This is a genomic window from Acidovorax sp. GW821-FHT10E04 (assembly GCF_059415185.1).
Map to the genome: position 1 here is coordinate 43,479 of NZ_JBWKMT010000010.1, position 23,948 is coordinate 67,426.

Here is a 23,948-nt window from a genome sequence, read left to right on the forward strand (position 1 = left end):
ACGCCACGCACCGCTGTTGCTGCTGCTGTTGCATGCCGTCACCTCCTGCGCACGCCACCCGCGGCGCCCATGGCATCGGGGATCACGGTGCTCACGCCGCGCATGCGCAGCGCATACCCCCCGGCGTGCCGCAGGTCCGCGGATTCCAGGGACTCCACGCGCCGGCCGTACTGCGCCGCCACCTGGGTCAAGGTGCGCGTGAAGCGCTGCGTGCGCTGCACCACCTCCTGCGGTGCCCCGCCCCCCAGCTCCACCACCGCGTCGCTGTCGAGCCTGGCGCGCCAGCCGCCCCGGCCGGTCAGTTCCAGGGACTCGACCTCCAGCCCCAGGGGCTTGAACACCGGCTGCAGCAGCCCAAACATCTGCAGCACCTCGGGGGAACTGCCCGCGGGGCCCAGCAGGCGGGGCAGGCCGTCCTGCTCCACATCGCCCACGTTGGCCTCGAACACCTCGCCCTGCCGGTTGACCATGGCCGAGCCGCTCTCCGGTCCCCAGTACGCCACGGCCTCGTGTTCCTGCAGCTCCACCTGCAGGCTGCCGGGGTAGACCCGCCGCACCTCGGCGCGGCGCACCCAGGGCACTTGCTCGAACGCCGCGCGCGCGGCGCGCAGGTCCACCGTGAAGAAGTTGCCCGCGAGGTGCGGCGCCACATTGGCCCGCAGGGTGACGGCGTTGTTGTGCACCAGCTCCCCCTGCACCACGATGCGCGCGATCGCGAAGCCCGGATAGCGCAGCATCCACCAGGCACCCGCCGCCAGCACGAGCAGGGCGCAGCCCACGAACAGGACCGACGCGGTCAGGTTCATGAGCTTGACGTCCAGCGGTGCGGGCAGCGCGGAGTTCATTTGGCGGCGGCTCCTTGCGTGTCGAGCACGGCATCGGCCAGGATGCGCAGGCACAGCTCCTCGTAGCTGATGCCCGCAGCGCGCGCGGCCATGGGCACGAGGGAGTGGCCCGTCATGCCCGGCGAGGTGTTCATCTCCAGCAGAAAGGGCTTGCGGTCGCTGGCGCGCAGCATCAGGTCGGCGCGGCTCCAGCCCCGGCAGCCCAGGCTGCGGTAGGCGTCCAGCACGATGCGCTGGATCTCGCGCTCTTCCGCTTCGGGCAGGCCGCTCGGGCACTGGTATTTCACGTCGTCGGTGAAATACTTGTTCTGGTAGTCGTAGGCACCGTCGGGCGCCACGATGCGGATCACGGGCAGCGCGCGCGCGCCGGCGCCCTGGCCCAGCACGGCGCAGGTGACTTCCTCGCCGTCGATGAATTCCTCGCAGAGCACATCGGGGTCGTATTTCGCGGAGAGCTGCACGGCCTCCTGCATGTCCGAATAGCCGCGCACCTTGGTCACGCCGATGGACGAGCCCTCGCGCGGCGGCTTGACGATGAGCGGCAGGCCCAGCTCGTCGGGCACGGTGCGCACCACCTCGCGCTGCTGGCGGTCGGGCGCCAGCCACACGTAGCGCGGCGTGGGCAGGCCCTCGGCCAGCCACACCCGCTTGGTCATGACCTTGTCCATCGCGATGGCCGAGGCCATCACGCCCGGGCCCGTGTAGGGGATGCCCAGCAGTTCGAGCGCGCCCTGCACCGTGCCGTCTTCGCCATGGCGGCCGTGCAGCGCGATGAAGCAGCGGGCATAGCCGTCGCGCTTGAGATCGCCCAGCGGGTTCTGCGCGGGGTCGAACGCATGCGCGTCCACGCCGCGCGAGCGCAGGGCCTGCAGCACGCCGCTGCCGGACATCAGCGACACCTCGCGCTCGGCCGAGTCGCCGCCCATCAGCACGGCCACCTTGCCCAGGGACTTCACATCAAAATTCGAATCAAAAAGGGTCATAGCGCGCTCCCCTCCAGCGCCTTAAGCTCATTATTTTGTAGCAAATCAACCACCTTGCCGGGCACGGCGCCGATGGAGCCCGCGCCCATGCACATCACCACGTCGCCGTCCTTCGCGTTGTCGGCGATGGCCTGCGGCAGGTCGGCCACGTTGTCGATGAACACCGGCTCCACGCGGCCGGCCACGCGCAGCGCGCGCGCCAGTGAACGGCCGTCGGCCGCCACCACGGGCGCCTCGCCGGCGGCGTACACCTCGGTCAGCAGCACGGTGTCGGCATGGCCGATGACCTTCACGAAATCCTCGAAACAGTCGCGCGTGCGGCTGTAGCGGTGGGGCTGGAAGGCCAGCACCAGGCGGCGGCCCGGGAAGGCGCCGCGCGCCGCTGCCAACGTGGCGGCCATCTCCACCGGGTGGTGGCCGTAGTCGTCGATCACGGTGAACTGGCCGCCATCCCGGGCGGGAAGGTTGCCGTAGCTCTGGAAGCGCCGCCCCACCCCCTTGAAGCCGGCGAGCGCGCGCTGCACGGCCTCGTCGGGGATGTTCAGCTCCACGGCGATGGCGATGGCCGACAGCGCGTTGAGCACGTTGTGCTCGCCCGCGAGGTTGAGCACGATGTCCAGGTCCGGCAAGGTGACGCCGTTGCGCCGCTGCACGGTGAAGCGCATCTGCCCCGCCTCGGCGCGCACATTGATGGCACGCACCTGGGCATCTTCGGAAAAGCCGTAGCTCGTGATCGGGCAGGTCACGCTTTGCAGGATGTCGCGCACGGCCGGGCTGTCCACGCACAGCACGGCCGTGCCGTAGAACGGCATGCGGTGCAGGAAGTCGACGAACGCGCCCTTGAGCCGGCCGAAGTCGTGCCCGTAGGTGTCCATGTGGTCGGCGTCGATGTTGGTCACCACGGCCATCACGGGCAGCAGGTTCAGGAACGAGGCATCCGACTCGTCGGCCTCGACCACGATGTAGTCGCCGCTGCCCAGCTTGGCGTTGGCCCCCGCGCTGTTCAGTCGCCCGCCGATCACGAAGGTGGGGTCCAGGCCCGCCTCGGCCAGCACGCTGGTCACGAGGCTGGTGGTGGTGGTCTTGCCGTGCGTGCCGGCAATGGCGATGCCCTGCTTCAGGCGCATCAGCTCGGCCAGCATGAGCGCGCGGGGTACGACCGGGATCTTCTTTTCCCGGGCTGCGAGCACCTCGGGGTTGTCGGGCGTGACGGCCGTGGACGTGACCACGGCATCGGCGCCTTCGATGTGCGCCGCCGCGTGGCCCAGGCAGGTCTTGATGCCCAGGCCCTCCAGGCGGCGCAGCGTGGCGCTGTCGGCCAGGTCGGAGCCGGAGATGCGGTAGCCCAGGTTGAACAGAACCTCGGCGATGCCGCTCATGCCGGCGCCGCCCAGGCCGACGAAATGGATATGGCGAATGGCGTGCTTCATGGTGTTGCAAGCTCCTCGCAGGCAGTCACCACCTCGCGGGTGGCGTTGGTTTTTTGCATGTCTTTAGCTTTAAGCGCCACACCCACCAGGGTGGAACGCTGCATATTCAATAGCATCCCGGACAGCCCCTCGGGCGTCAGGTCGCGTTGCTGCACCAGCCAGCCGCCGCCGGCGTTCACCAGGAACTGGGCGTTGGTGGTCTGGTGGTCGTCCACGGCGGAAGGGAATGGCACGAACACGGCCGCCGCGCCCACGGCCGCGATTTCGGTCACGGTGCTCGCCCCCGCGCGGCAGACGATGATGTCGGCCTCCGCAAACGCGCTGGCGGTGTCGTCGATGAATGGCGTCAGCTCCGCATCGACCCCGGCGGCCGCATAGTGGGCGCGCAGCGCGTCGATCTGCGTCGCGCCGCTTTGGTGAACCACGGTGGGGCGTTGTTCGGCGGGCATCAGCGCGACGGCCTGCGGCACGATCTCGTTGAGGGCCCGTGCGCCCAGGCTGCCCCCCACCACCAGCAGGCGCAGCGGGCCGGAGCGGCCCGCAAAACGTTCGGCCGGGCCGGGTTGCCGGGTGAAGGCGGTGCGCAGCGGGTTGCCCACCCACTGGCCCTTCTTGAACACATCGGGGAAGGCCGTGAACACGCGGTCCGCGACGCCCGCCAGCACCTTGTTGGCCATGCCGGCCACGGAGTTCTGTTCGTGCAGCACCAGGGGCTTGCCGGCCAGCACGCCCATCATGCCGCCCGGAAAGGTGATGTAGCCGCCCAGGCCCACCACCACATCCGGCTTCACGCGCCGCACCACGGCCAGCGCCTGCCAGAACGCGCGCAGCAGGCGCAGCGGCAGCAAAGCCAGCGTGACGAGTCCCTTGCCGCGCACGCCCGAGAAGTCGATGAGCTCCAGCGCGAAGCCGTGCTGCGGCACGATGCGCGACTCCATGCTGCCCGGCGCGCCCAGCCAGTGCACGCGCCAGCCGCGTGCACGCAGTTCCTCGGCGACGGCCAGTCCGGGGAAGATGTGGCCGCCGGTGCCGCCGGCCATGATGAGGGCGGTCTTTTGCGTCATACGCGCCCTCCCCTCATCAACAATTTGTTTTCATAGTCCACACGCAAGACCACGGCCAATGCCACCAGATTCATCAAGATGGCGGATCCGCCGAAGCTCATCAGCGGCAGCGTGAGCCCCTTGGTGGGCAGCGCGCCCAGGTTCACGCCCATGTTGATGAAGGCCTGGAAGCCGATCCAGATCGCCACGCCCTGCGCCACGAGGCCCGCGAACACGCGGTCGAGGGCGATGGCCTGGCGGCCGATGTGCATGATGCGGCGCGTCATCCACAGGAACAGCACGATGAGCGTGACCACGCCCACCAGGCCGAACTCCTCGCCGATCACGGCCAGCAGGAAGTCGGTGTGGGCCTCGGGCAGCCAGTGCAGCTTTTCCACGCTGCCGCCCAGGCCCACGCCAAAGATCTCGCCGCGCCCGATGGCGATCAGCGAGTGCGAGAGCTGGTAGCCCTTGCCCAGGGCGTGCTCCTCGCTGAACGGATCCAGGTAGGCGAACACGCGCTCGCGCCGCCAGGGGGAGCTGGCGATCATGATGCCGAAGGCCGCCACCAGCACGCCCGCGATCAGGAAGAACATGCGGGCGTTCACGCCGCCCAGGAACAGGATGCCCATGGCGATCACCGCCACCACCATGAAGGCCCCCATGTCCGGTTCGGCCAGCAGCAGCACGCCCACGATGGCCACGGCCGCCCCCATGGGCAGCACGGCGCGGAAGAACCGCTCCTTCACGTCCATCTTGCGCACCATGTAGTCGGCCGCGTAGATGAGCACGGCGAACTTGGCCACCTCGGAGGGCTGAAAGCCGATGGGCCCGAGCGACAGCCAGCGCCGCGCGCCATTGACCACCTTGCCCACGCCGGGAATCAGCACGGCCACCAGCAGCAGCAGCGCCACCACGAAGAGCCAGGGCGCCATGCGCTCCCACAGCGCCATGGGCACCTGGAAGGCCAGCAGCGCCGCGACGAACCCGACCACGAGGTACATCACATGGCGGGTGAGGAAATGGGTGGAGGCGTAGTTGGCAAAACGCGGGTTGTCCGGCATCGCGATGGAGGCCGAATACACCATCACCAGCCCCCAGGCGAGCAGCGCCACCACCACCCACAGCAGCGCCTGGTCGAACCCGAGCACGCTTGCCGGCGTGCTGGTGGTGCGGGGCCGGTAGTCGGTGCCGCCCACGCGCACCGGCAGCACGTCCACGGCCTTGCCGGGCAGGCCGCCGAACCAGCCCGCCACGCGCTGCAGGAAGCTGCTGGCCGGTGCACTCATGCCGCGCCTCCTGTCGCATCGTCCGCCAGGGCATGCACCGTGTCGCAGAAGACCTGGGCGCGGTGCTCGTAGCCTCTGAACATGTCAAAGCTCGCGCAGGCGGGCGACATCAGCACCGCATCGCCCGCATGGGCGCGCTGCGAGGCCAGTTCCACGGCCTGCGGCAGGGTCTCGGCGTCGACCAGTGCCACGCCGCTGTCCTGCAGCGCGGCGCGGATCTGCGGCGCATCGCGCCCGATCAGCACCACCGCGCGCGCATGGCGCGCCACGGGCGCGGCCAGCGGAGAAAAATCCTGGCCCTTGCCATCGCCGCCCAGGATGACCACGATGCGGCGCTCCGCGCCCAGGCCGGTGAGGGCCGCCACCGTGGCGCCCACGTTCGTGCCCTTGCTGTCGTCGAAGTACTCGACGCCGTGGATGATGGCCACGGGCTCCACGCGGTGCGGCTCGCCCCGGTACTCGCGCAGCCCGTACAGCAGGGGCGCCAGCGTGCAGCCTGCCGCCGATGCCAGCGCCAGTGCGGCCAGCGCGTTCACGGCGTTGTGGCGGCCCCGGATGCGCAGCGCGTCAGCGGGCATCAGGCGCTGGATGTGCAGGTCCTCTGCGGCCTCGTTGCGGCCGCGCTTGCGGGTTTCGTCCGCATCCATGGCGCGCACCAGCCAGGGCATGCCGCTCACCACCTCGATGCCGAAGTCGCCGGGGCGCTGGGGCATGTCTGCGCCAAACGTCAGGTGCTCGCGCACCTGGGGCTTTTGCAGCTTGACCTTGACCGGCGGCGGCAACATCTGCATCACGGCCGCGTCCTCGCGGTTCAGGATCATGAGCCCGGCCTGGCCGAAGATGCGCGCCTTGGCCGCCGCATAGGCCGCCATGTCGCCGTGCCAGTCCAGGTGGTCCTGCGTGATGTTGAGCACGGTGGCCGCCGTGGGCTCGAACCCGGTCACGCCGTCGAGCTGGAAGCTTGAGAGTTCCAGCACCCACACCTCGGGCAGCGTGCCCGCGTCGATGTGGCTGGCGAGCGTGTCGAGCAGCGTGGGGCCGATGTTGCCGGCCACGGCGACGCTCTGGCCCGAGCGCTCCACGAGCTGCCCCGTGAGCGAGGTCACCGTGGTCTTGCCGTTGGTGCCCGTGATCGCCAGCACCGCCGGGGCGTAGCCGTGCGAGGCCTTGAGCGCGCCCAGCGCCATGGAATACAAGCTCAATTCACCACCAGCGCTTATTCCACAGGCGCTGGCAGCTACTAAAACAGGAGCAATTGTCTGGGGACTCAAACCCGGTGAGCGGTAGACCGCATGCAGGTCCTGGCCCTCGACCAGGCTGGCGTCGAAGGCACCGGCCACAAAACGCACCTGGGGCAGCTCCTGCTGCAGCACCGCGAGCTGCGGCGGCGCGGCGCGCGTGTCGGCCACGGTGACCTCGGCGCCACAGCGCACGCACCAGCGCGCCATGGCCAGGCCCGAGGCGCCCAGGCCCAGGATGAGGATCTTCTGGCCCAGCAGCGGACGCAGGCCTTCGCCGGGCCGGCCCAGGGGCTCGGCGGGCCCATCGGCTGGAGCGTCCTGCGTGGCTTCTTCTTCATCAGCCACCTGCGGCAGCGCAGACGCGGCCTCTGGGGCCGCCACCTCGGCAAAAATCTGCGCCACGAAATCGGCGGCGGCCTTGGCGGCGGAGACCGCGGGCGGCTTTTCAGGGTCCCAGGCATTGGCCGCCGCGTTGGCTGCGCGTGCGCCTGTGGCGGGCCCGGGAGCCCCGGCCGTGCCATCGGCGCTTGCCGCAGGTTCCGTCGCGCCGGCCGTGGCGTCCATGGGTTCGGCGGCGGACAGCGCGCCGGGCCCGGCCACGTCGGTCACGCCTGGGTCGCCCGGCACCACATCCGCCGTGGACCGCTCTGGTGGCAGCTCCACCTCCGGCGTTCCGGCAGGCGCATCCATGCCCGTGGCCGCCACGGGAGGATCGGCTGGTGCCGCCGGGATGAGGGGATCGTCCGGGTTCATCGCAGTTTCAATGTGGACAGGCCGATGAGGCACAGCAGCATGGTGATGATCCAGAAGCGCACGACCACCTGGGTCTCCTTCCAGCCGCTCTTTTCAAAATGGTGGTGCAGCGGCGCCATCTTGAGCAGGCGCCGGCCTTCGCCGTAGCGCTTCTTGGTGAACTTGAACCAGGTCACCTGCAGCATCACGGACAGCGCCTCGACCACGAAAATGCCGCCCATGATGGCCAGCACGATCTCCTGGCGCACGATGATGGCGATGGTGCCCAGCGCCGCGCCCAGCGCCAGCGCGCCCACGTCGCCCATGAACACCTGCGCGGGGTGCGCGTTGAACCACAGGAAGGCCAGGCCCGCGCCCGCCATGGCCGCGCAGAAGATCAGCAGCTCCCCCGAGCCCGGGATGTGCGGAAAGAACAGGTACTTGGAATACACCGAGCTGCCGGTGACGTAGGCGAACACGCCCAGCGCCGAGCCCACCATCACCACGGGCATGATGGCCAGGCCGTCCAGCCCGTCTGTCAGGTTCACGGCATTGCTGGAGCCCACGATCACGAGATAGGTCAGGATCACGAAGCCCAGCACTCCGAGCGGGTAGCTGATTTCCTTGAAAAACGGCAGCTGCAGCCCCGCCTTGGGCGGCAAATCGAGCGAGAAGCCCGATTGCACCCAGCCCACGAACAGCTCCCACACCTTGGCGTTGGAGCTTTCCGAGATGCTGAACACGAGGTACAGCGCGGCGATCAGGCCGATGACCGACTGCCAGAAATACTTCTCGCGCGAGCGCATGCCCTCGGGGTCCTTGTTGACCACCTTGCGCCAGTCGTCCACCCAGCCGATGGCGCCAAAGCCCAGGGTGACGATGAGCACGATCCACACGAAGCGGTTGGACAGGTCGAACCACAACAGGGTCGAGATCGCGATCGACAGCAGGATGAGCACGCCGCCCATGGTGGGCGTGCCGCTCTTGGACAGGTGCGTCTGCATGGCATAGCCCCGGATGGGCTGGCCGATCTTGAGCGAGGTGAGCACGCGGATCACCTTGGGCCCCGCGATGAGGCCGATGAGCAGCGCCGTCATGGCCGCCATCACCGCCCGGAACGTGAGGTACTGGAACACGCGGAAAAAGCCGAACTCGGGCGACAGGCCCTGCAGCCATTGCGACAGCATCAGCAGCATGCGGCACCTCCCACGGGCGGCCGCGCCGCACGGACGCAGGCTCCGACTGCTGCTTCCAGCACGCTCTCAATGCGTTGCGCCATGGTGTCCCTCCCGTGCCTGCGTCGGCGGTTGTCGCTCTTGTTGTTCCTGGTTGTCCTGCGCTTGCGCGGCAGAGGCGATCGCCTCCACCACCTGTTCCATCTTCATGAATCGAGATCCCTTGACCAGCACGCTGCCCACCGTGGGCAGGGCCTGGCGCACCGCATCCAGCAGCGCGCCCCTATCGTTGAAATGCCGGGCCACACCGCCGTTGCCCTCGCCAAAGGACGTGGTGGCGTGCACCGATTGGTCTCCCAGCGCAAAGAGGCAGGGGATGCGGGCCGCGCGCGCATGCGCACCGGCCTCCGCATGGAACTGCGGCCCCTGGTCGCCCACCTCGCCCATATCGCCCAGCACCAGCAGCTGCGGGCCGGGCAGTTCGGCCAGCACGTCGATGGCGGCGCGCATGGAGTCGGGGTTGGCGTTGTAGGTGTCGTCCACCACGGTGACCTCGCGGCCCGCGATGCGCACGCTGAAGGCGCGCGAGCGGCCCTTGACCGGCACGAAATCGTTCAGCCCCTGCGCAATGGCGGCCAGCGGTGCGCCCGCCGCCAGCGTGCAGGCCGCGGCCGCCAGCGCGTTGGCCACGTTGTGGCGCCCGGCAATGTGCAGCTGGGTGGCCACCTCGCCCCGCGGCGTGGCCAGCGTGACGGCCCAGGCACCCTGGCCCCACGCAGCCTGTGCGCAGGCCACATCGCCGCCTTCGCCAAAGGTGACGGTGCGGCGCCCCGGCGCCATCGAGCGCCAGAGGGCGGTGTAGGCATCCCCCGAAGGAAACACCGCCACGCCGTCGGCGGGCAGGCTGGCCAACACGGAGCCGTTCTCGCGCGCCACCGCCTCCACCGTGTGCATGAACTCCAGGTGCTCGCGTTGCGCGTTGTTGACCAGTGCCACCGTGGGACGCGCCATGGCGGCCAGCGTGGCGATCTCGCCCGGGTGGTTCATGCCCATCTCGATCACGGCCGCCGCATGGCCGGCACGCAGGCGCAGCAGTGTCAAAGGCACGCCGATGTCATTGTTGAAATTGCCCTGCGTGGCAAACGCGGCCTCGCCTTTCCAGGCGCGCAGGATGGACGCGATCATCTGCGTCACCGTGGTCTTGCCGTTGCTGCCCGTCACGCCGATCAACGGAAGGCCAAACTGCGCGCGCCAGCCCGCGGCCAGCGCGCCCAGCGCGGCCAGGCTGTCCGGCACCTCGATGCCGGGCAGGCCGGCGGCTTGCAGGCCGCCATGGGCGATGGCGGCGGCGGCGCCACCGGCGCGGGCATCGGCCAGGAAAGCGTTGGCGTCAAAGCGTTCGCCCTTGAGCGCCACGAAAAGGTCGCCCGCCTGCAAGCTGCGCGTATCGGTGTGCACGCGGGCCAGCGGCGTGGCCCCATCGCCCACCAGGCGCGCGGCGGGAATGCGCGGCTGCACCAGGGCCAGCGCCTGCTGCAGGGTCATCATCACGGCCGGGGTGGCGCTCATGGGCGTGCTCCGCGGGCCTGCAGCGCGCTCTGCGCATGGGCCATGTCGGAGAACGGCACGCGCACGCCCGCCGTCTCCTGGGTGTCTTCATGGCCCTTGCCGGCGATCAGCACCACATCGGCGGGCGCGGCCTCGGCCACGGCCAGGGCGATGGCGATGGCACGGTCGGGCTCGGCACGCACCACGTTGCTGGCGATGGTGCCTTGCAGAATCTGGTGCAGGATGGCCGCGGGGTCTTCGCTGCGCGGGTTGTCGCTGGTCACGACCACGAGGTCGGCCTGCTGCTGCGCCACGGCGCCCATCAGGGGGCGCTTGCCCGCATCGCGGTCGCCGCCACAGCCGAACACGCACCAGAGCTTGCCGCCGCGCTCCCGGGCCACCGGGCGCAGCGCCTGCAGGGCCTTGTCCAGCGCGTCGGGCGTGTGGGCGTAGTCCACGGCCACCAGGGGTTGCCCGGGGTGGTGGATCCGCTCCATGCGGCCGGGCACGGGCGAGAGCTGGGCGCAGGCGTAGAGCGCGTGCTCCAGCGGCACGCCCAAGGCGCGCAGCCCGGCCAGCACACCCAGCAGGTTGGAGACGTTGTACTGCCCGATCACGCGCGTCTGCAGCACATGCGTGTGCACGCCCTCGGCCACCGTGAAGGAGAGGCCACCCTCGCCCATGGCGATGTCGCGCGCCGCGAGCCGCGCGGGGCCGGTGATGGAAACACTCCACAGGTCCAGCAGCCGGTCCGCCAGCGAGGCATGCAGCTCGGCACCGCGCGGGTCGTCGATGTTGACCACCGCGGCCTGCAGGCCGGGCCAGTCGAACAGCATGCTCTTGGCCTGCCAGTAGGCGGCCATGCCGGGGTGGTAGTCCAGGTGGTCCTGCGTGAAGTTGGTGAACAGCGCGACGCGGATGCGCGTGCCCGCCATGCGGTGCTCGGCCAGCCCGATGGACGAGGCCTCGATGGCGCAGGCCGTGCGGCCGGCATCGGTGAACTGCTGGAACGCGCGCTGCAGCCGCACCGGGTCGGGCGTGGTCATGCCGGTGCTGGTGAGTGCGGGCGGTGTGCCCATACCCAAAGTGCCTACCAGCGCACATCCACCTTGCGGAATAAGCTCATTTTTTGATAGCACATTAAGTGCCTCGGCCAGCCACCAGCTCGTGCTGGTCTTGCCATTGGTACCCGTCACGGCCAACACATCCAGGCGCTGCGTGGGCTGCCCGAACCAGTCGGCCGCGATGAGGCCGGTGGCCGCCTTCAGGCCATGGAGCGCCGCCACCGGCAGGCCTTCGAGCGCAAATGCCTCCACGCCTTCATGCTCCACCAGGCAGGCCACGGCGCCGCGCGACAGCGCGTCCGCGATGTGGGCGCGGCCGTCGGTGGCGGCGCCGGGCCAGGCGATGAAGCCGTCGCCGGGGCGCACCTGCCGGCTGTCGGTCTGCAGCGTGCCGGTGACCCGCTCGCGCAGCCAGGCGACGGCGTCGTGCACCGAGGCGAGCAAAGGCAAGGCCGTTGTCATAGCGATTCCTCCACCTCTTTGGCCACGATCTGCGGCTTGACCGCCATGTCCGGCTGCACGCCCATCATGCGCAGCGTCTGCTGCACGACTTCGCTGAACACGGGCGCGGCCACGGCACCGCCGTAGAACACGCCGTTGCTGGGCTCGTCGATCATCACGGCCACGATGATGCGCGGCTTGTCGATGGGCGCCATGCCGGTGAACCATGCCCGGTACTTGCCCGAGGCGTAGTTCTTGCCCACCTGCTTGCGCGCGGTGCCGGACTTGCCGCCCACCGAGTAGCCCAGGGTCTGCGCCTTCTGGCCGGTGCCGCCGGGGCCCGCGGCCATCTGCAGCATCTTGCGCACCTGGTCGGCGGTGCGTTCGGAGAACACGGGCACGCCCAGGGCGGGCTCGGAGGTCTTGAACATGGTGGCCGGAATCACGCGGCCGCCATTGGCGAACACCGTGTACGAGCGCGCCATCTGGAACAGGCTGGCCGACAGGCCGTAGCCGTAGGACATGGTGGCCTGCTCCACCGGGCGCCAGGTCTTGTAGGGGCGCAGGCGCCCCGTCACCACGCCAGGAAAATGCAGCTGCGGCTTCTGGCCGAAGCCCGCGGCCGAGAAGGTCTCCCACATCTCGCGCGCGGGCATCTGCATGGCGATCTTGGTGGTGCCCACGTTGCTCGACTTCTGGATCACCCCTTCCACCGTGAGCACGCCGTGGTTGCTGGTGTCGGAGATGGTGGAGCCCGTGATATTGATCCGGCCCGGATTGGTGTCCACGATGGTGTCGGGCCGCACGCGCCCCGATTCCAGCGCCAGGCCGATGGTGAACGGCTTCATGGTCGAGCCGGGCTCGAAAACGTCGGTGAGCGCGCGGTTGCGCAGCTGCTCGCCCGTGAGGTTCTGGCGCTTGTCGGGAACATAGCTCGGGTAGTTGGCCAGCGCCAGCAGCTCGCCCGTGTGGGCATCGAGCACCACCACGCTGCCCGCCTTGGCCTTGTGCAGCGCGACCTGGTCCCGCAGCTTCTGGTAGGCAAAGAACTGCACCTTGCTGTCGATGGACAGCTGCATGTCCTTGCCATCGACCGGAGGCACGGTCTCGCCCACGCCCTCGACCACCCGGCCCAGGCGGTCCTTGATCACGCGACGCGAGCCCGCCTTGCCCGCCAGCTCCTTGTCGAAGGCCAGCTCCATGCCTTCCTGCCCGTGGTCTTCCACGTTGGTGAAACCCACCACGTGGGCCGCGGCTTCCCCTTCGGGGTACTGGCGCTTGTACTCCTTGCGCTGGTAGATGCCCTTGATGTCCAGTGCCGCGATCTCCCGGCCCACATCCCAGTCGAGCTGGCGCTTGATCCAGACGAAGGTCTTGTCTTCATCGGCCAGCTTGCGCTGCAACTCGGCCAATGGCATGTCGAGCAGCTTGGCCAGTTGCTTGAGCTTGGCGCGGACCTCGGGCCTGTCCTGCTCCACGTCTTCCGGAATGGCCCAGATGCTGGCCGCCGGCACGCTGGACGCCAGGATCAGCCCATTGCGGTCCACGATCTTGCCGCGGTTGGCCGGCAGCTCCAGCGTGCGCGCGAAGCGCACTTCGCCCTGGCGCTGGAAGAAGGCGTTGCCAAACACCTGCACGTAGGCAGCGCGCCCCGCCAGCCCCATGAAACCCAGCGCGATCGCCGCCACGATGAACTTGCTGCGCCAGACGGGCGTCTTGCTCGCCAGCAGCGGGCTGGAGGTGTAGAGCACGCTGCGGCTCATGGCTGCGCTCCTTCGGTCCGGGACGGCGCCGCACTGGTGGCCGCGGCGGCCGTGGCGGCGGCCACTCCTTGGGGGTCGGACACATACTGCGTGATGGCCGGCGTGGCCGTGCGCATGTTGAGCTGCGCGCGCGCGATCTTCTCCACGCGCAGCGGCGTGGCCTGCGCACGCTTTTCCACCTGCAGGCGCTGGTGTTCGGTTTCCAGGCGGCGCGCCTCGGCGGTGGCGCGGTCGAGTTCGGTGAACAGGCGGCGCGACTCGTACTGGGTGTGCACGAGATAGATCGCGCTGGCCAGCACGGCCACCAGCAAGACGACGTTGAGCCTTGTCATGTCAGCTGCCTGCCATGCCGCAGCATGAAACCGCCACGGCCCCACCCAGGGACACCGGGCCAGGGCCGTTGCGCAGCGAGGGCGTCGTCCCCCTGGAGGGGGAAGGCGCGAGGCGGCTCAGGGGGCGCTTCATCACTGCACCTCGGTGCGCTCGGCCACGCGCATGATGGCGCTGCGCGAACGGGGGTTGGCCGCCACTTCGGCGGCACCGGGCTTGATGCGGTCCAGGGCCACGAGCTTCATGGCCTGGGGCGCGGCAAAGGGCGCACGGCGGTCGTAGACCTCCTTGGAGTGTTTGGCGATGAACTGCTTGACGATGCGGTCTTCGAGCGAATGGAAGCTGATCACCACCAGCCGCCCGCCCGGCTGCAGCACCGAGAGGCTGGCCTCTAGCGCCTGTTGCAGCTCTTCAAGCTCGGCGTTGATGAAAATCCGAAGAGCTTGAAATGTGCGCGTTGCAGGGTTCTGGCCCGCTTCGCGGGTTTTGACCGCGCCAGCCACGAGGTCGGCCAGTTCGGCGGTGGTTGCAAGAGGACCCCGTTCTTCGCGCCGAGCAACAATCGCCTTTGCAATGGGGCCAGCAAACCGTTCTTCACCGTAGTCACGTATCACCTCCGCAATCTGACCGACTTCGGCCGTGGCCAACCAATCGGCCACGCTTTCGCCGCGCGTGGTGTCCATGCGCATGTCCAGCGGGCCGTCAAAACGGAAACTGAAGCCCCGCTCGGGGCTGTCGATCTGGGGCGAGCTCACGCCCAGGTCCATCAGCACGCCCGCCGCACTGGCGGGCGGAAGGTCGGCCAGATGGCGAAAACCCTCGTGCCGAATGGAAAAACGCGCATCGGTGATGCGCGTTGCTTCGGCAATGGCTTCGGGGTCCTTGTCAAAGGCGACAAGGCGCCCCTGCGGCCCCAGGCGAAGCAGGATGAGGCGCGAATGCCCCCCGCGCCCGAAGGTCGCGTCCACCCAGGTGCCCGCGGGCGTGGCGCCGGCGCCGCCCAGCAGGGCATCCACGGCTTCTTCGAGCAGGACGGTGGTGTGTTGCAAGGAGGATGTCACCGCGCGCCTTAGAAGGAGAAGTCCTTGAAGACATCCGGCATCTCGCCCTGCATGGCCTTGGCCTCCTGCTCGTCGTAGGTGGCCTTGTCCCAGAGTTCGAAATGGTTGCCCATGCCCAGCAGCATGGTGTCTTTGGAGATACCGGCCGCCTCGCGCAGCTCGGGCGAAACCAGCACGCGGCCCGTGGCGTCCATCTCCACATCCATGGCATTGCCCAGGAAGATGCGTTTCCACCACTGGGCGGACATGGGCAGCTGGGCGATGCGCTCGCGGAACTTCTCCCACTCCGGGCGGGGGAAGACCATGAGGCAGCCGTGCGGGTGCTTGGTGATGGTGAGCTGGCCGGATGCCGTGGCCGCGAGGACGTCACGATGCCGGGTCGGCACGGACAGCCGACCCTTCGCATCGAGACTCAGCGACGAAGCACCTTGAAACACGGACGGATTTCCCAACTCGGTTTTTGCGCCTCGCCGGTCCGTGCAATGGACCTGGAGGGCACTTTTCACCACTTAATTGCACTTTTTTGCACTGTAGCAGGAAAAGCACACCGAACAAGGGGGTGTCCAACAAACTTTTGCAATGAAATCAACGACTTAGGCGCGACTTTGTAGGCACAGGAAAGCCAAAAGTCGTTGAAAAAGAAGCACTTAGAGAGGCCTATGAAAGTGACCTCTCAAGGCTTGACCGAGTGGTCACAGGATGTAGCGCGACAGATCCTCGTCCTGGCTCAGCGTCTGCAGGCGGGCGTCCACGTAGGCGGCGTCCACGGTGACCGTCTGGCCCGACAGGCGCGTGGCATCAAAACTCACCTCGTCCAGCAGGCGCTCCATGACGGTGGACAGGCGGCGCGCGCCGATGTTTTCGGTGCGTTCGTTCACCTCGAACGCGATGTGCGCCAGGCGCGTGATCCCCTCGGGCGCGAACTCGAGCGTGACGCCCTCGGTCGCCAGCAGGGCCTGGTACTGCTTGACCAGGGAGGCATGGGTCTGCGTGAGGATGGCCTCGAAGTCCTTCACCGACAGGGATTCCAGCTCGACCCGGATCGGGAAACGCCCCTGCAACTCGGGAATGAGGTCGCTGGGCCTGGACAGGTGAAAGGCACCGGAGGCGATGAACAGGATGTGGTCCGTCTTGATCATCCCGTACTTGGTGGACACGGTCGTGCCCTCCACCAGCGGCAGCAGGTCGCGCTGCACGCCCTGGCGCGACACGTCGGCGCCGCTGGTCTCCTGGCGGGCGGCCACCTTGTCGATCTCGTCGATGAAGACGATGCCGTTCTGCTCGGCATTGGCGACGGCCCGGGCCTTGATCTCGTCCTCGTTGACGAGTTTGCCAGCCTCTTCGTCGGTGAGCAGCTTGAGGGCCTCGGCGATCCTGAGCTTGCGCGTCTTGCGCTTGTCCTGCCCCATCTGGCTGAACATGCCGCGCAGCTGCTCGGTCATTTCCTCCATGCCCTGGGGCCCCATGATCTCCAGCTGGGGGCGGCCCTCGGCCACGTCGATCTCGATCTCCTTGTCGTCCAGGGCGCCTTCGCGCAGCTTCTTGCGAAACACCTGCCGCGCCGTGTTGTCCGCCGCGGGCTCGCTGCCTGCCGCGGCCCGGGCCGGCGGGATCAGCACGTCGAGGATGCGCTCCTCGGCCGCATCTTCGGCGCGGGTGCGCACCTTCTTCATCTCGGACTCGCGGGTCTGCTTCACCGCCATTTCGGCGAGATCGCGGATGATGGAATCCACGTCCTTGCCCACATAGCCCACCTCGGTGAACTTGGTGGCCTCGACCTTGATGAAGGGCGCGTCGGCCAGCCGGGCCAGGCGGCGCGCGATCTCGGTCTTGCCCACGCCAGTGGGGCCGATCATGAGGATGTTCTTGGGCGTGATCTCCTGGCGCAGGCTGCCCTCGACCTGCTGGCGGCGCCATCGGTTGCGCAGCGCGATGGCGACCGCGCGCTTGGCGCTGGCCTGGCCCACGATGTGGTGGTCGAGTTCGGAGACGATTTCCTGGGGGGTCATGGACGACATACAGGTCTTCCTGGTATCAAATGAGGCTCCAGCGCATGCTCAACAAGCGCCAAAAGCTATAAAAAACAGAGCAAACCGCTCCCGGGCATCCCCGGGGGCAGGACCATCCCGCGCGCTCAGAGCGTCTCGATGGTGTGGTTCATGTTGGTGTAGATGCACAGCTCGCCGGCGATTTCGAGCGATTTCTTGACGATGTCCTGCGCGGACAGATCGGTGTTCACCAGCAGCGCCTTGGCGGCCGAGTGCGCATAGGCGCCGCCCGAGCCAATGGCCACGATGCCTTGCTCTGGTTCGAGCACGTCGCCGTTGCCCGTGATGATGAGCGACGCGCTCGCATCGGCCACCGCCAGCATGGCTTCCAGGCGGCGCAGCACGCGGTCGGTGCGCCAGTCCTTGGTGAGCTCGATGGCCGCGCGCGTGAGGTGGCCCTGGTGTTTTTCGAGCTTGGCCTCGAAACGCTCGAACAGCGTGAAGGCATCGGCCGTGGCCCCCGCGAAGCCCGCGAGCACCTTGCCATGGTAGAGCTTGCGCACCTTGCGGGCCGTGCCCTTGACCACGATGTTGCCCAGGGTGACCTGGCCGTCGCCGCCAATGGCCACTTGGATGCCTGCCGGGGTCTCGCGGCGCACGCTCAGGATGGTGGTGCCGTGGAACACCGGGGATTGGTTTGGTGATGAGTCCATAGCAGCCGCAGATGGGGACAGGCCCCCATTTTGCAAGCACACCGCCACCACGGGCGCTGCGCGCGGCAGAAGGGGCGGAGGCCGCGGTTCCAGGCATGCCTGCCCGGGCAGGGCGGTTCCGAAGAGCCGCCGTCTCTGGCGGCCGCACCGAGCGGAGCAGCCGGCCAGGGCGTGGCCCTAGTTCTTGCGGGGCACCACCCAGGCGTGCTCGTTGATGCCGATCACATTGAAGAAGATGGCCACCAGCCGCTGCAGGTTGTGAAACTGGATCACATGGCCCTGGCCCTGCTGCTCGGCCGCCCAGTTGAGCACCGAGCCCGCGGCGGCAAAGTCCACGCGGATGAGCTTGTCGCACGCAATGGTGAGCGGCACGCCGGGCCGCAGGAGGGCCTGGAAGGGCTCCAGCAGCGGCGTGGCATCGCCGTCGATGTGGCCGCTGAGCTGGGCCACGGGCCCCGTCTCCGCGGGCGCGGGCACCGACTCGCCCAGGTCGGACGCCAAGAAGTCGCTGTCCACCGACAGCGGCGCGGCCCCGGAAGACACGCCCTCGTTGTCCGAATATCCGCAGCGCGGCGATACCCAGGAGGGCGGCGACACCTCGTAGGTCACGCAGTAATCGAGCGCGACCAGTTCGAACTCGTCGGGCTTGCCCATGAGCCGCAGCGCCGCCATGCGCAGGCGCCACCACTCAGGGCTGGTGGCACGGTCTCCGGACTGGGTCTTGGCGTCGAGCAGCGCATTGAGCTTCTCGACCCCCGAAAACACCAGTTGCCCGTCACGCTCGGCCCACTGGGTGAACTGGTCGGCCAGCAAAGGCACCGCGGCTTCGTCGATGGCGGCCAGGCGCGTCCAGGACAGCGTCCAGGGGGACGCGGCGCGGGCCAGGGAGGCCTGCAGCGCGGCGACGGACGACACCGCCAGAGAGGCCGGGGCATTCCAGCTGAAATCGCGGCGCGCCGCGCCGGCCGGCACGGCGCCCGTGGCACCAGGCCCCGCCGCGGCGGCAGCCGGCGCCATGCCCAGCTGCTGCGGCATGGAGAACCACAGCGGCGCCGAACGGCTGTACTGTGCGGCGAAGTCGATGGCCAGGGTGTCGAACCGGTCGTGCTGACCGGTTGCGCGGTACAGGTCGAAGAGCGTCATCCAGATTTCGAGTTGCTCTTCGGGATCATCCTGCTGGTGCTGGGCCAGCACGTCGAGCAGGCCGGACTCTGCCCCCGCGTGGTCGCCATTGGCGAACCGGATGGCGGCTTCTTCTAGATCGGGTTCGTGCACGAATTCCTCCGGTTCGGATGCCGGCGCTGGCGTTGCCGCTGTAGCCGCCGCAGGGCTGAAGGACGCTTCGCCCGGGCCTGGGCCCGCGAGCATTTGCGCATCGGTGCCGCCAAACCGGCCAATCGCCATGCTGTCATCGGCAAACAGCGGCTGGACACCGGCGGCCTGGTTGTTGTTGTCGCCCAGCGGCGCAGGCAGGCTGCCGGGCGCGGTGGGCGCGTAGGCCCTGGCGTGCGCGGAATCCGTCGTTGCCGCGCTGGGGGGCTCGGGCATGACGCCCGGCTGGGTGGGCGCCTCGGCCCCTTGCTTGCTCTTCCACCACTGCTGCGACATCTGCGCCTCGATCTCGTCGATCTTCTTGAGCGTCACGGCGCGTTCGTCGGGCGACGCCATGCTGCTCTGGAAGAACGACGGCCTGGCGGTGGGGTCCTCGGTGCGCTGCCCCTGCAGCACCTCGCGCTGGCGCAGCTTGCGCAGCTGATCGAACTCGCGGCGCCGCACGAAATCGTTGCGGCGCTTGCGCTCGATCATCTCCTTGAGCATCTGCTTGCTGTACTGGCTCTCCCGGTCATTCTGCGCGGAGTCCAGCTCCGTCCAGTTGACCGTGGGATTGCGCACAAACCGCACCACCTTCGAAAGCAGTCCGCCAGGGGTGGTTTCTTCCTTGCTCATGGCTCAGGGCGCGCGTGGGGATCAGGCCGGGCGGCCAGGTCAATCACCAAACATCTTCTGCTTGAGTTCGCGGCGCTGCTGCGCTTCCAGCGACAGCGTAGCCGTCGGGCGGGCGATCAGGCGGCCCACGCCGATGGGTTCGCCGGTCTCATCGCAGTACCCATAGTCGCCCGCGTCGATGCGGGCAATGGACTGCTCGATCTTCTTGAGCAGCTTGCGCTCGCGGTCGCGGGTGCGCAGCTCCAGGGCATGCTCTTCCTCGATCGTGGCGCGGTCGGCGGGATCGGGCACGACGACGGTGTCTTCGCGCAGGTGCTCGGTGGTTTCGCCGGCGCTGTTGTGGATGTCCTGCTTGAGCTGCACGAGCTTCAGGCGGAAGAACGCCATCTGCTTGTCGTTCATGTACTCGCTGTCAGGCATGGCCATGACTTCGGCGTCGGTCAGCTCGGCGGCGGACTTGGTCTTCCAGTTGTTCGCCAGCTTGGGGTCTTTTTTGGCAGCCGTATAGGTGGGCTGCGCTTGCACGGTCGTGGGCATGGTATGTAGATAACTGGCTTTGGCAGCGGTCGAAGCCACTGTCTGTGCCATGGATGGTACGGTCAATTGGGCCAATCGGGAAGAAGGCCGGGTTGTGCGCACGGGTACCTGCGAACCGGCCTGCAGCACGGGTGCTGGAGCGGGAGTCGCCACGGCCGCCGGGCTGGCGGCGACCTTGGGTGCTGCAGCCGGCTTGGCGGCAGCCTTCGCGCCAGCCTTGGTTGCCGCAGGGGCGGCGGCGGTTTTCGCCGCGGCAGGGGTTGCCTTGGTGGCCCCCTTGGATTTGCTGGTGTCGGCTTTCACTTCCTGGTCTCCTCGCAATACGGGCGGGCCCCAGCCGCATTCGCAGCCAAGGGCGGGTGGCAAGCCTTCCGGGGTTTTACCGGGGCGCGATTGTATCGACCTGGGCTGACGCAAACGGAAACGTTGCAGATACAACACAAACCAGCCGCCAACCCCCTGCCCTCGGGCCGCCCCGCCGGGGTCAGACCAGGCTCTGCTCCAGCCCCTGCAGAAAGATGTCCTTGGGCAGGTCGATGCCAATGAAGACCATCTTACTGGTGCGCGGCTCGCCTTCGGCCCACTGGGGGCCCAGGTCGCTGCCCATGAGCTGGTGCACGCCCTGGAAGATCACCTTGCGCTCGGTGCCCCTCATGTTCAGGACGCCCTTGTAGCGCAGCATGCGCGGGCCATAAATGTTGACAATCGCCCCGAGAAAATCCTCCAGCTTGGCCGGATCGAACGGCCGCTCGGAGCGGAAGACGAAGCTTTTCACGTCGTCATCGTGGTGATGGTGATGGCCGTGCCCGTGGTCGTGCTGGTGCGAGGGGTGGCTGCAGTGCTCGCCATGCTCGTGGTCATGGTCGTGGTGGTCATGGCCGTCGCCCTCTTCCTTGAGGAACTCGGGGTCGATGTCCAGCTTGGCATTGAGGTTGAAGCCCCGCAGGTCCAGCACTTCCGACAGCGGCACCTCGCCGAAATGCACGGCCTTGATGGGCGCGCGCGGGTTCATGTGCTTCAGGCGATGGATCAGCGCGTCGGTTTCCTCGGCGCTGACCAGATCGGTCTTGGACAAAAAGATCTGGTCGGCAAAGCCCACCTGGCGGCGCGCTTCCTGGCGGTCGTTGAGCTGCTGGGGCGCGTGCTTGGCGTCCACCAGCGTGATGATGGAATCGATGAGGTAGGTCTCGGCGATCTCCTCGTCCATGAAGAAGGTCTGCGCGACGGGGCCGGGGTCGGCCACGCCGGTGGTCTCGATGACGATGCGGTCGAACTCCAGCAGGTTCTTGCGCTTCTTGGCGGCCAGCAGCTGCAGCGTCTCGCGCAGGTCTTCGCGGATGGTGCAGCAGATGCAGCCGTTGCTCATCTGCACGATCTGCTCCTTGGACTCGGTCACGAGGATGTCGTTGTCGATGTTCTCTTCGCCGAATTCGTTCTCGATCACGGCGATCTTCTGGCCGTGGGCTTCGGAGAGCAGGCGCTTGAGCAAGGTGGTCTTGCCCGAGCCCAGGAAGCCGGTGAGGATGGTGACGGGGATCAATGCCATGTTTCTTGTCCTTCAAGGGATGAACCCATGCGCGGCACCCGGCACTGCGGGCCGGGTGTGCGTGGCGCAAGGGGTTGTTTTCAGTGTACCGACGCTGTCAAGCCCTTGCCGCGCTCAGCCCTTGCGCATCACCACCAGCCCCTTGAGGTACTCGCCTTCGGGGAATTCCAGGGTCATCGGGTGGTCGGGCGCGCCGCCCAGGCGCTCCAGGATGAAGCCGTCCACGCCGGCATCCGCGCCGGCCGACGCCACGATCTTGTGGAACAGGTCGGCGCTGATGCCGCCCGAGCACGAGAAGGTGAACAGCACGCCGCCCGGCGTGAGCAGCTGCAGCGCCAGGCGGTTGATGTCCTTGTACGCGCGTGCAGCGCGCTCGGCGTGGGCCGCCGTGGGCGCGAACTTCGGCGGGTCGAGCACGATGGCGTCGAAGCGCCGGCCTTCCTTGAGGAACTGGCGCAGCGAGGCGTTCACGTCCGCGTCCAGGAAGCTCGCGTGGTTCAAGTCGAACCCGTTGAGCGCCACATGGGCGCGGGCGCGCTCCAGGGCGGGGCCGGAGGAGTCGATGGACGTCACATGCCCGTCCGCCGATGCGCCGCTGGCGCGCATGCCGGCCAGCGCGGCCACGCTGAAGCCGCCGGTGTAGCAAAAGCAGTTGAGCACGTCCTTGAAGCCCAGGCGCTGCGCGTAGTCGGCAAAACGCTTGCGGCTGTCGCGCTGGTCCAGGTAGAAGCCGGTCTTGTGGCCTTCGGCGATGTTCAGCGTCAGGTTCCACTGGTGTTCGTGGATGGTGAGCTCGAGCGGCGGGCCTTCGCCGGCGCCCGGCGCGCCCGTGGGGCCGCCGCGCAGCCAGCCGGTGGCGGGCTCGAGGCCTTCGAGCGCGCGCACGCTGGCGTCCGAGCGTTCATAGAGCTTGACCAGACCCGTCTCGCGCAGCAGGGCATCGGCGATCACGTCCTTCCAGCGCTCGGTCCCGGCGCTGGTGAACTGCGCGACCAGGGTGTCGCCGTAGCGGTCCACGATGAGGCCCGGCAGGCCGTCGGACTCGCCGTGCACCAGGCGCACACCGTCGCTTTGTACATCAAAACGGGCTCTGGCGATGATGGATCGTGCGCAAGCAGCTATGAAAAAAGGAGCATCGATGCGCTGCGCCTCATCAAAGCTCCACACCCGCGCGCGGATGCGCGAGCTGGGGCTGAACGCCGCCCAGGCCAGGAACTGGCCCTCGTGCGATTCCACGCGCACGGTCTCGCCGCTGTCGCCGCCGCCCTTGGCGATGGCCGATTCAAAGATCCAGGGGTGGCGGCGCAAGAGCGAGCGCTCTTTGCCAGGGCGAAGGCGAAGGGTTTTCATGATGGGGCGATTGTCGCGTGAATGCGCCCCGCCGCCGGCCAGTGCTGCAGGGCGCTGGCCGTGCCGCCCCGCACTTGCTGACGGCCTGCCCGCGTCAGAGCGGGTGGCCGATGCGCCCGATGCGCGGCGCCCAGTTCTCCAGGATGTCGGCCGACACCAGCACGCGCCGCGCCTGGCCGATGAGCAGGTGACGCGGGACGAAGCCGATGTAGCGGGAGTCCGCGCTGTTGTCGCGGTTGTCGCCCAGCACCAGGTACTGGCCCTCGGGCACCGTCACCGGGCCGAAGCTGCGGTGTGCCGTCACGCCCTGCAGCAATTGCACCCGGCGCTCGTGGCCCTGCAGGTGCTCCGTCCAGCGGGTGGCGGGCACCTGCGCGCCCGCTCGGCCAGGTGTTCGGTCACCGCCTCGGGCGCGTCGTAGCGCGCGGCCTCGCCGTTGAGGTACAGCACCTCGTCGCGCATCTCCACCGTGTCGCCCGGCAGCGCCGCGATGCGCTTGATCAGCCGCGTGCCATCGCGCGGCGACGAGAACGTGACCACATCGCCCCGCGCGGGCTCGCCCAGGCGCGCCAGCACCACATCGGTGAGCGGCAGCTTCAGGTCATAGGCCAGCCGGTTGACGAACACCACGTCCCCTTCGAGCAGCGTGGGCCGCATGGACCCCGAAGGAATCGGATTCCAGTCCGCCACCGCCGTGCGAAAGATGCCGAAGCACAGCAGCAGCACGAGGAACCCACGGTTCGATTTGATCCATTTCAGCAGCATGGCGAGACACTCCAAGGCGCCCTACAGCAAGCACCCCTTGCTCGGATGCACGGCGTCACATCTTGGTTCCGTGGCACCGGCCCACGGCCGCAGCCCACCGGCATGCCCGATCAGCGCCAGAAGCCGTCCACACGCCACCAACGCCCGCAGCGCGCAC

Annotated in this window: 19 protein-coding genes and 1 pseudogene; all 20 read right to left on the bottom strand. The window is 68.2% G+C overall.

What is annotated here, in order from left to right:
• Positions 1–38: 38 nt before the first annotated feature.
• Positions 39–845 carry a cell division protein FtsQ/DivIB gene (locus tag AC07OC_RS25080; RefSeq protein ID WP_218293301.1) on the bottom strand — a complete coding sequence of 269 codons (807 nt, stop codon included), beginning with the start codon at positions 843–845 and terminating at the stop codon, positions 39–41.
• A complete protein-coding gene (locus AC07OC_RS25085; protein ID WP_218293300.1) occupies positions 842–1,828 on the bottom strand; it encodes a D-alanine--D-alanine ligase in 987 nt (328 codons plus the stop codon). The genes AC07OC_RS25080 and AC07OC_RS25085 overlap by 4 nt, the downstream gene beginning before the upstream one ends.
• Complete coding sequence (gene murC, locus AC07OC_RS25090) at positions 1,825–3,258, bottom strand: UDP-N-acetylmuramate--L-alanine ligase (protein ID WP_218340435.1); 1,434 nt, start codon at positions 3,256–3,258, stop codon at positions 1,825–1,827. The genes AC07OC_RS25085 and murC overlap by 4 nt, the downstream gene beginning before the upstream one ends.
• On the bottom strand, positions 3,255–4,322 hold the full coding sequence (gene murG, locus AC07OC_RS25095) for an undecaprenyldiphospho-muramoylpentapeptide beta-N-acetylglucosaminyltransferase (protein WP_218340436.1): 1,068 nt from the start codon (positions 4,320–4,322) through the stop codon (positions 3,255–3,257). Before murG ends, murC begins: the two co-directional genes overlap by 4 nt.
• Positions 4,319–5,590: a putative lipid II flippase FtsW gene (gene ftsW / locus AC07OC_RS25100; protein WP_218340437.1), complete on the bottom strand. Its 1,272-nt coding sequence runs from the start codon at positions 5,588–5,590 to the stop codon at positions 4,319–4,321. The genes murG and ftsW overlap by 4 nt, the downstream gene beginning before the upstream one ends.
• On the bottom strand, positions 5,587–7,584 hold the full coding sequence (murD, locus tag AC07OC_RS25105) for a UDP-N-acetylmuramoyl-L-alanine--D-glutamate ligase (RefSeq protein ID WP_494602501.1): 1,998 nt from the start codon (positions 7,582–7,584) through the stop codon (positions 5,587–5,589). The genes ftsW and murD overlap by 4 nt, the downstream gene beginning before the upstream one ends.
• Positions 7,581–8,759 (bottom strand): phospho-N-acetylmuramoyl-pentapeptide-transferase, encoded by a 1,179-nt coding sequence (gene mraY, locus AC07OC_RS25110; protein WP_218293295.1) that lies wholly within the window; start codon positions 8,757–8,759, stop codon positions 7,581–7,583. The genes murD and mraY overlap by 4 nt, the downstream gene beginning before the upstream one ends.
• A 66-nt stretch (positions 8,760–8,825) precedes the next feature.
• The gene (locus AC07OC_RS25115; protein ID WP_218340439.1) at positions 8,826–10,307 is read right to left on the bottom strand and encodes a UDP-N-acetylmuramoyl-tripeptide--D-alanyl-D-alanine ligase; all 1,482 of its coding nucleotides are present in this window, start codon (positions 10,305–10,307) and stop codon (positions 8,826–8,828) included.
• On the bottom strand, positions 10,304–11,812 hold the full coding sequence (locus AC07OC_RS25120) for a UDP-N-acetylmuramoyl-L-alanyl-D-glutamate--2,6-diaminopimelate ligase (RefSeq protein WP_218340440.1): 1,509 nt from the start codon (positions 11,810–11,812) through the stop codon (positions 10,304–10,306). The genes AC07OC_RS25115 and AC07OC_RS25120 overlap by 4 nt, the downstream gene beginning before the upstream one ends.
• Entirely contained in the window at positions 11,809–13,554 is a 1,746-nt protein-coding gene (locus AC07OC_RS25125; RefSeq protein ID WP_218293292.1) for a peptidoglycan D,D-transpeptidase FtsI family protein, read from the bottom strand. Before AC07OC_RS25125 ends, AC07OC_RS25120 begins: the two co-directional genes overlap by 4 nt.
• A complete protein-coding gene (gene ftsL, locus AC07OC_RS25130) occupies positions 13,551–13,886 on the bottom strand; it encodes a cell division protein FtsL (RefSeq protein ID WP_218340441.1) in 336 nt (111 codons plus the stop codon). Before ftsL ends, AC07OC_RS25125 begins: the two co-directional genes overlap by 4 nt.
• Positions 13,887–14,018: 132 nt before the next feature.
• Positions 14,019–14,945 (bottom strand): 16S rRNA (cytosine(1402)-N(4))-methyltransferase RsmH, encoded by a 927-nt coding sequence (rsmH, locus tag AC07OC_RS25135; RefSeq protein WP_218293290.1) that lies wholly within the window; start codon positions 14,943–14,945, stop codon positions 14,019–14,021.
• Between the two features lie 8 nt (positions 14,946–14,953).
• Positions 14,954–15,382: a division/cell wall cluster transcriptional repressor MraZ gene (gene mraZ / locus AC07OC_RS25140; RefSeq protein ID WP_218293289.1), complete on the bottom strand. Its 429-nt coding sequence runs from the start codon at positions 15,380–15,382 to the stop codon at positions 14,954–14,956.
• A 255-nt stretch (positions 15,383–15,637) separates the two neighbouring features.
• On the bottom strand, positions 15,638–16,963 hold the full coding sequence (gene hslU, locus AC07OC_RS25145) for an ATP-dependent protease ATPase subunit HslU (protein ID WP_218340442.1): 1,326 nt from the start codon (positions 16,961–16,963) through the stop codon (positions 15,638–15,640).
• 116 nt (positions 16,964–17,079) lie between these two features.
• Positions 17,080–17,646 (bottom strand): ATP-dependent protease subunit HslV, encoded by a 567-nt coding sequence (gene hslV, locus AC07OC_RS25150; RefSeq protein WP_218293287.1) that lies wholly within the window; start codon positions 17,644–17,646, stop codon positions 17,080–17,082.
• Positions 17,647–17,823: 177 nt separating this feature from the next.
• Entirely contained in the window at positions 17,824–19,593 is a 1,770-nt protein-coding gene (locus AC07OC_RS25155; protein WP_218340443.1) for an STAS domain-containing protein, read from the bottom strand.
• 39 nt (positions 19,594–19,632) lie between these two features.
• Positions 19,633–20,433, bottom strand: a complete 801-nt coding sequence (gene dksA, locus AC07OC_RS25160; RefSeq protein ID WP_218293285.1) for an RNA polymerase-binding protein DksA — start codon at positions 20,431–20,433, stop codon at positions 19,633–19,635.
• A gap of 181 nt (positions 20,434–20,614) precedes the next feature.
• A complete protein-coding gene (locus AC07OC_RS25165) occupies positions 20,615–21,676 on the bottom strand; it encodes a CobW family GTP-binding protein (protein WP_218340444.1) in 1,062 nt (353 codons plus the stop codon).
• A 114-nt stretch (positions 21,677–21,790) separates the two neighbouring features.
• A complete protein-coding gene (locus AC07OC_RS25170) occupies positions 21,791–23,026 on the bottom strand; it encodes a class I SAM-dependent rRNA methyltransferase (protein ID WP_218340445.1) in 1,236 nt (411 codons plus the stop codon).
• 94 nt (positions 23,027–23,120) lie between these two features.
• Positions 23,121–23,791, bottom strand: a pseudogene (gene lepB, locus AC07OC_RS25175) (signal peptidase I).
• Between the last annotated feature and the right edge of the window lie 157 nt (positions 23,792–23,948).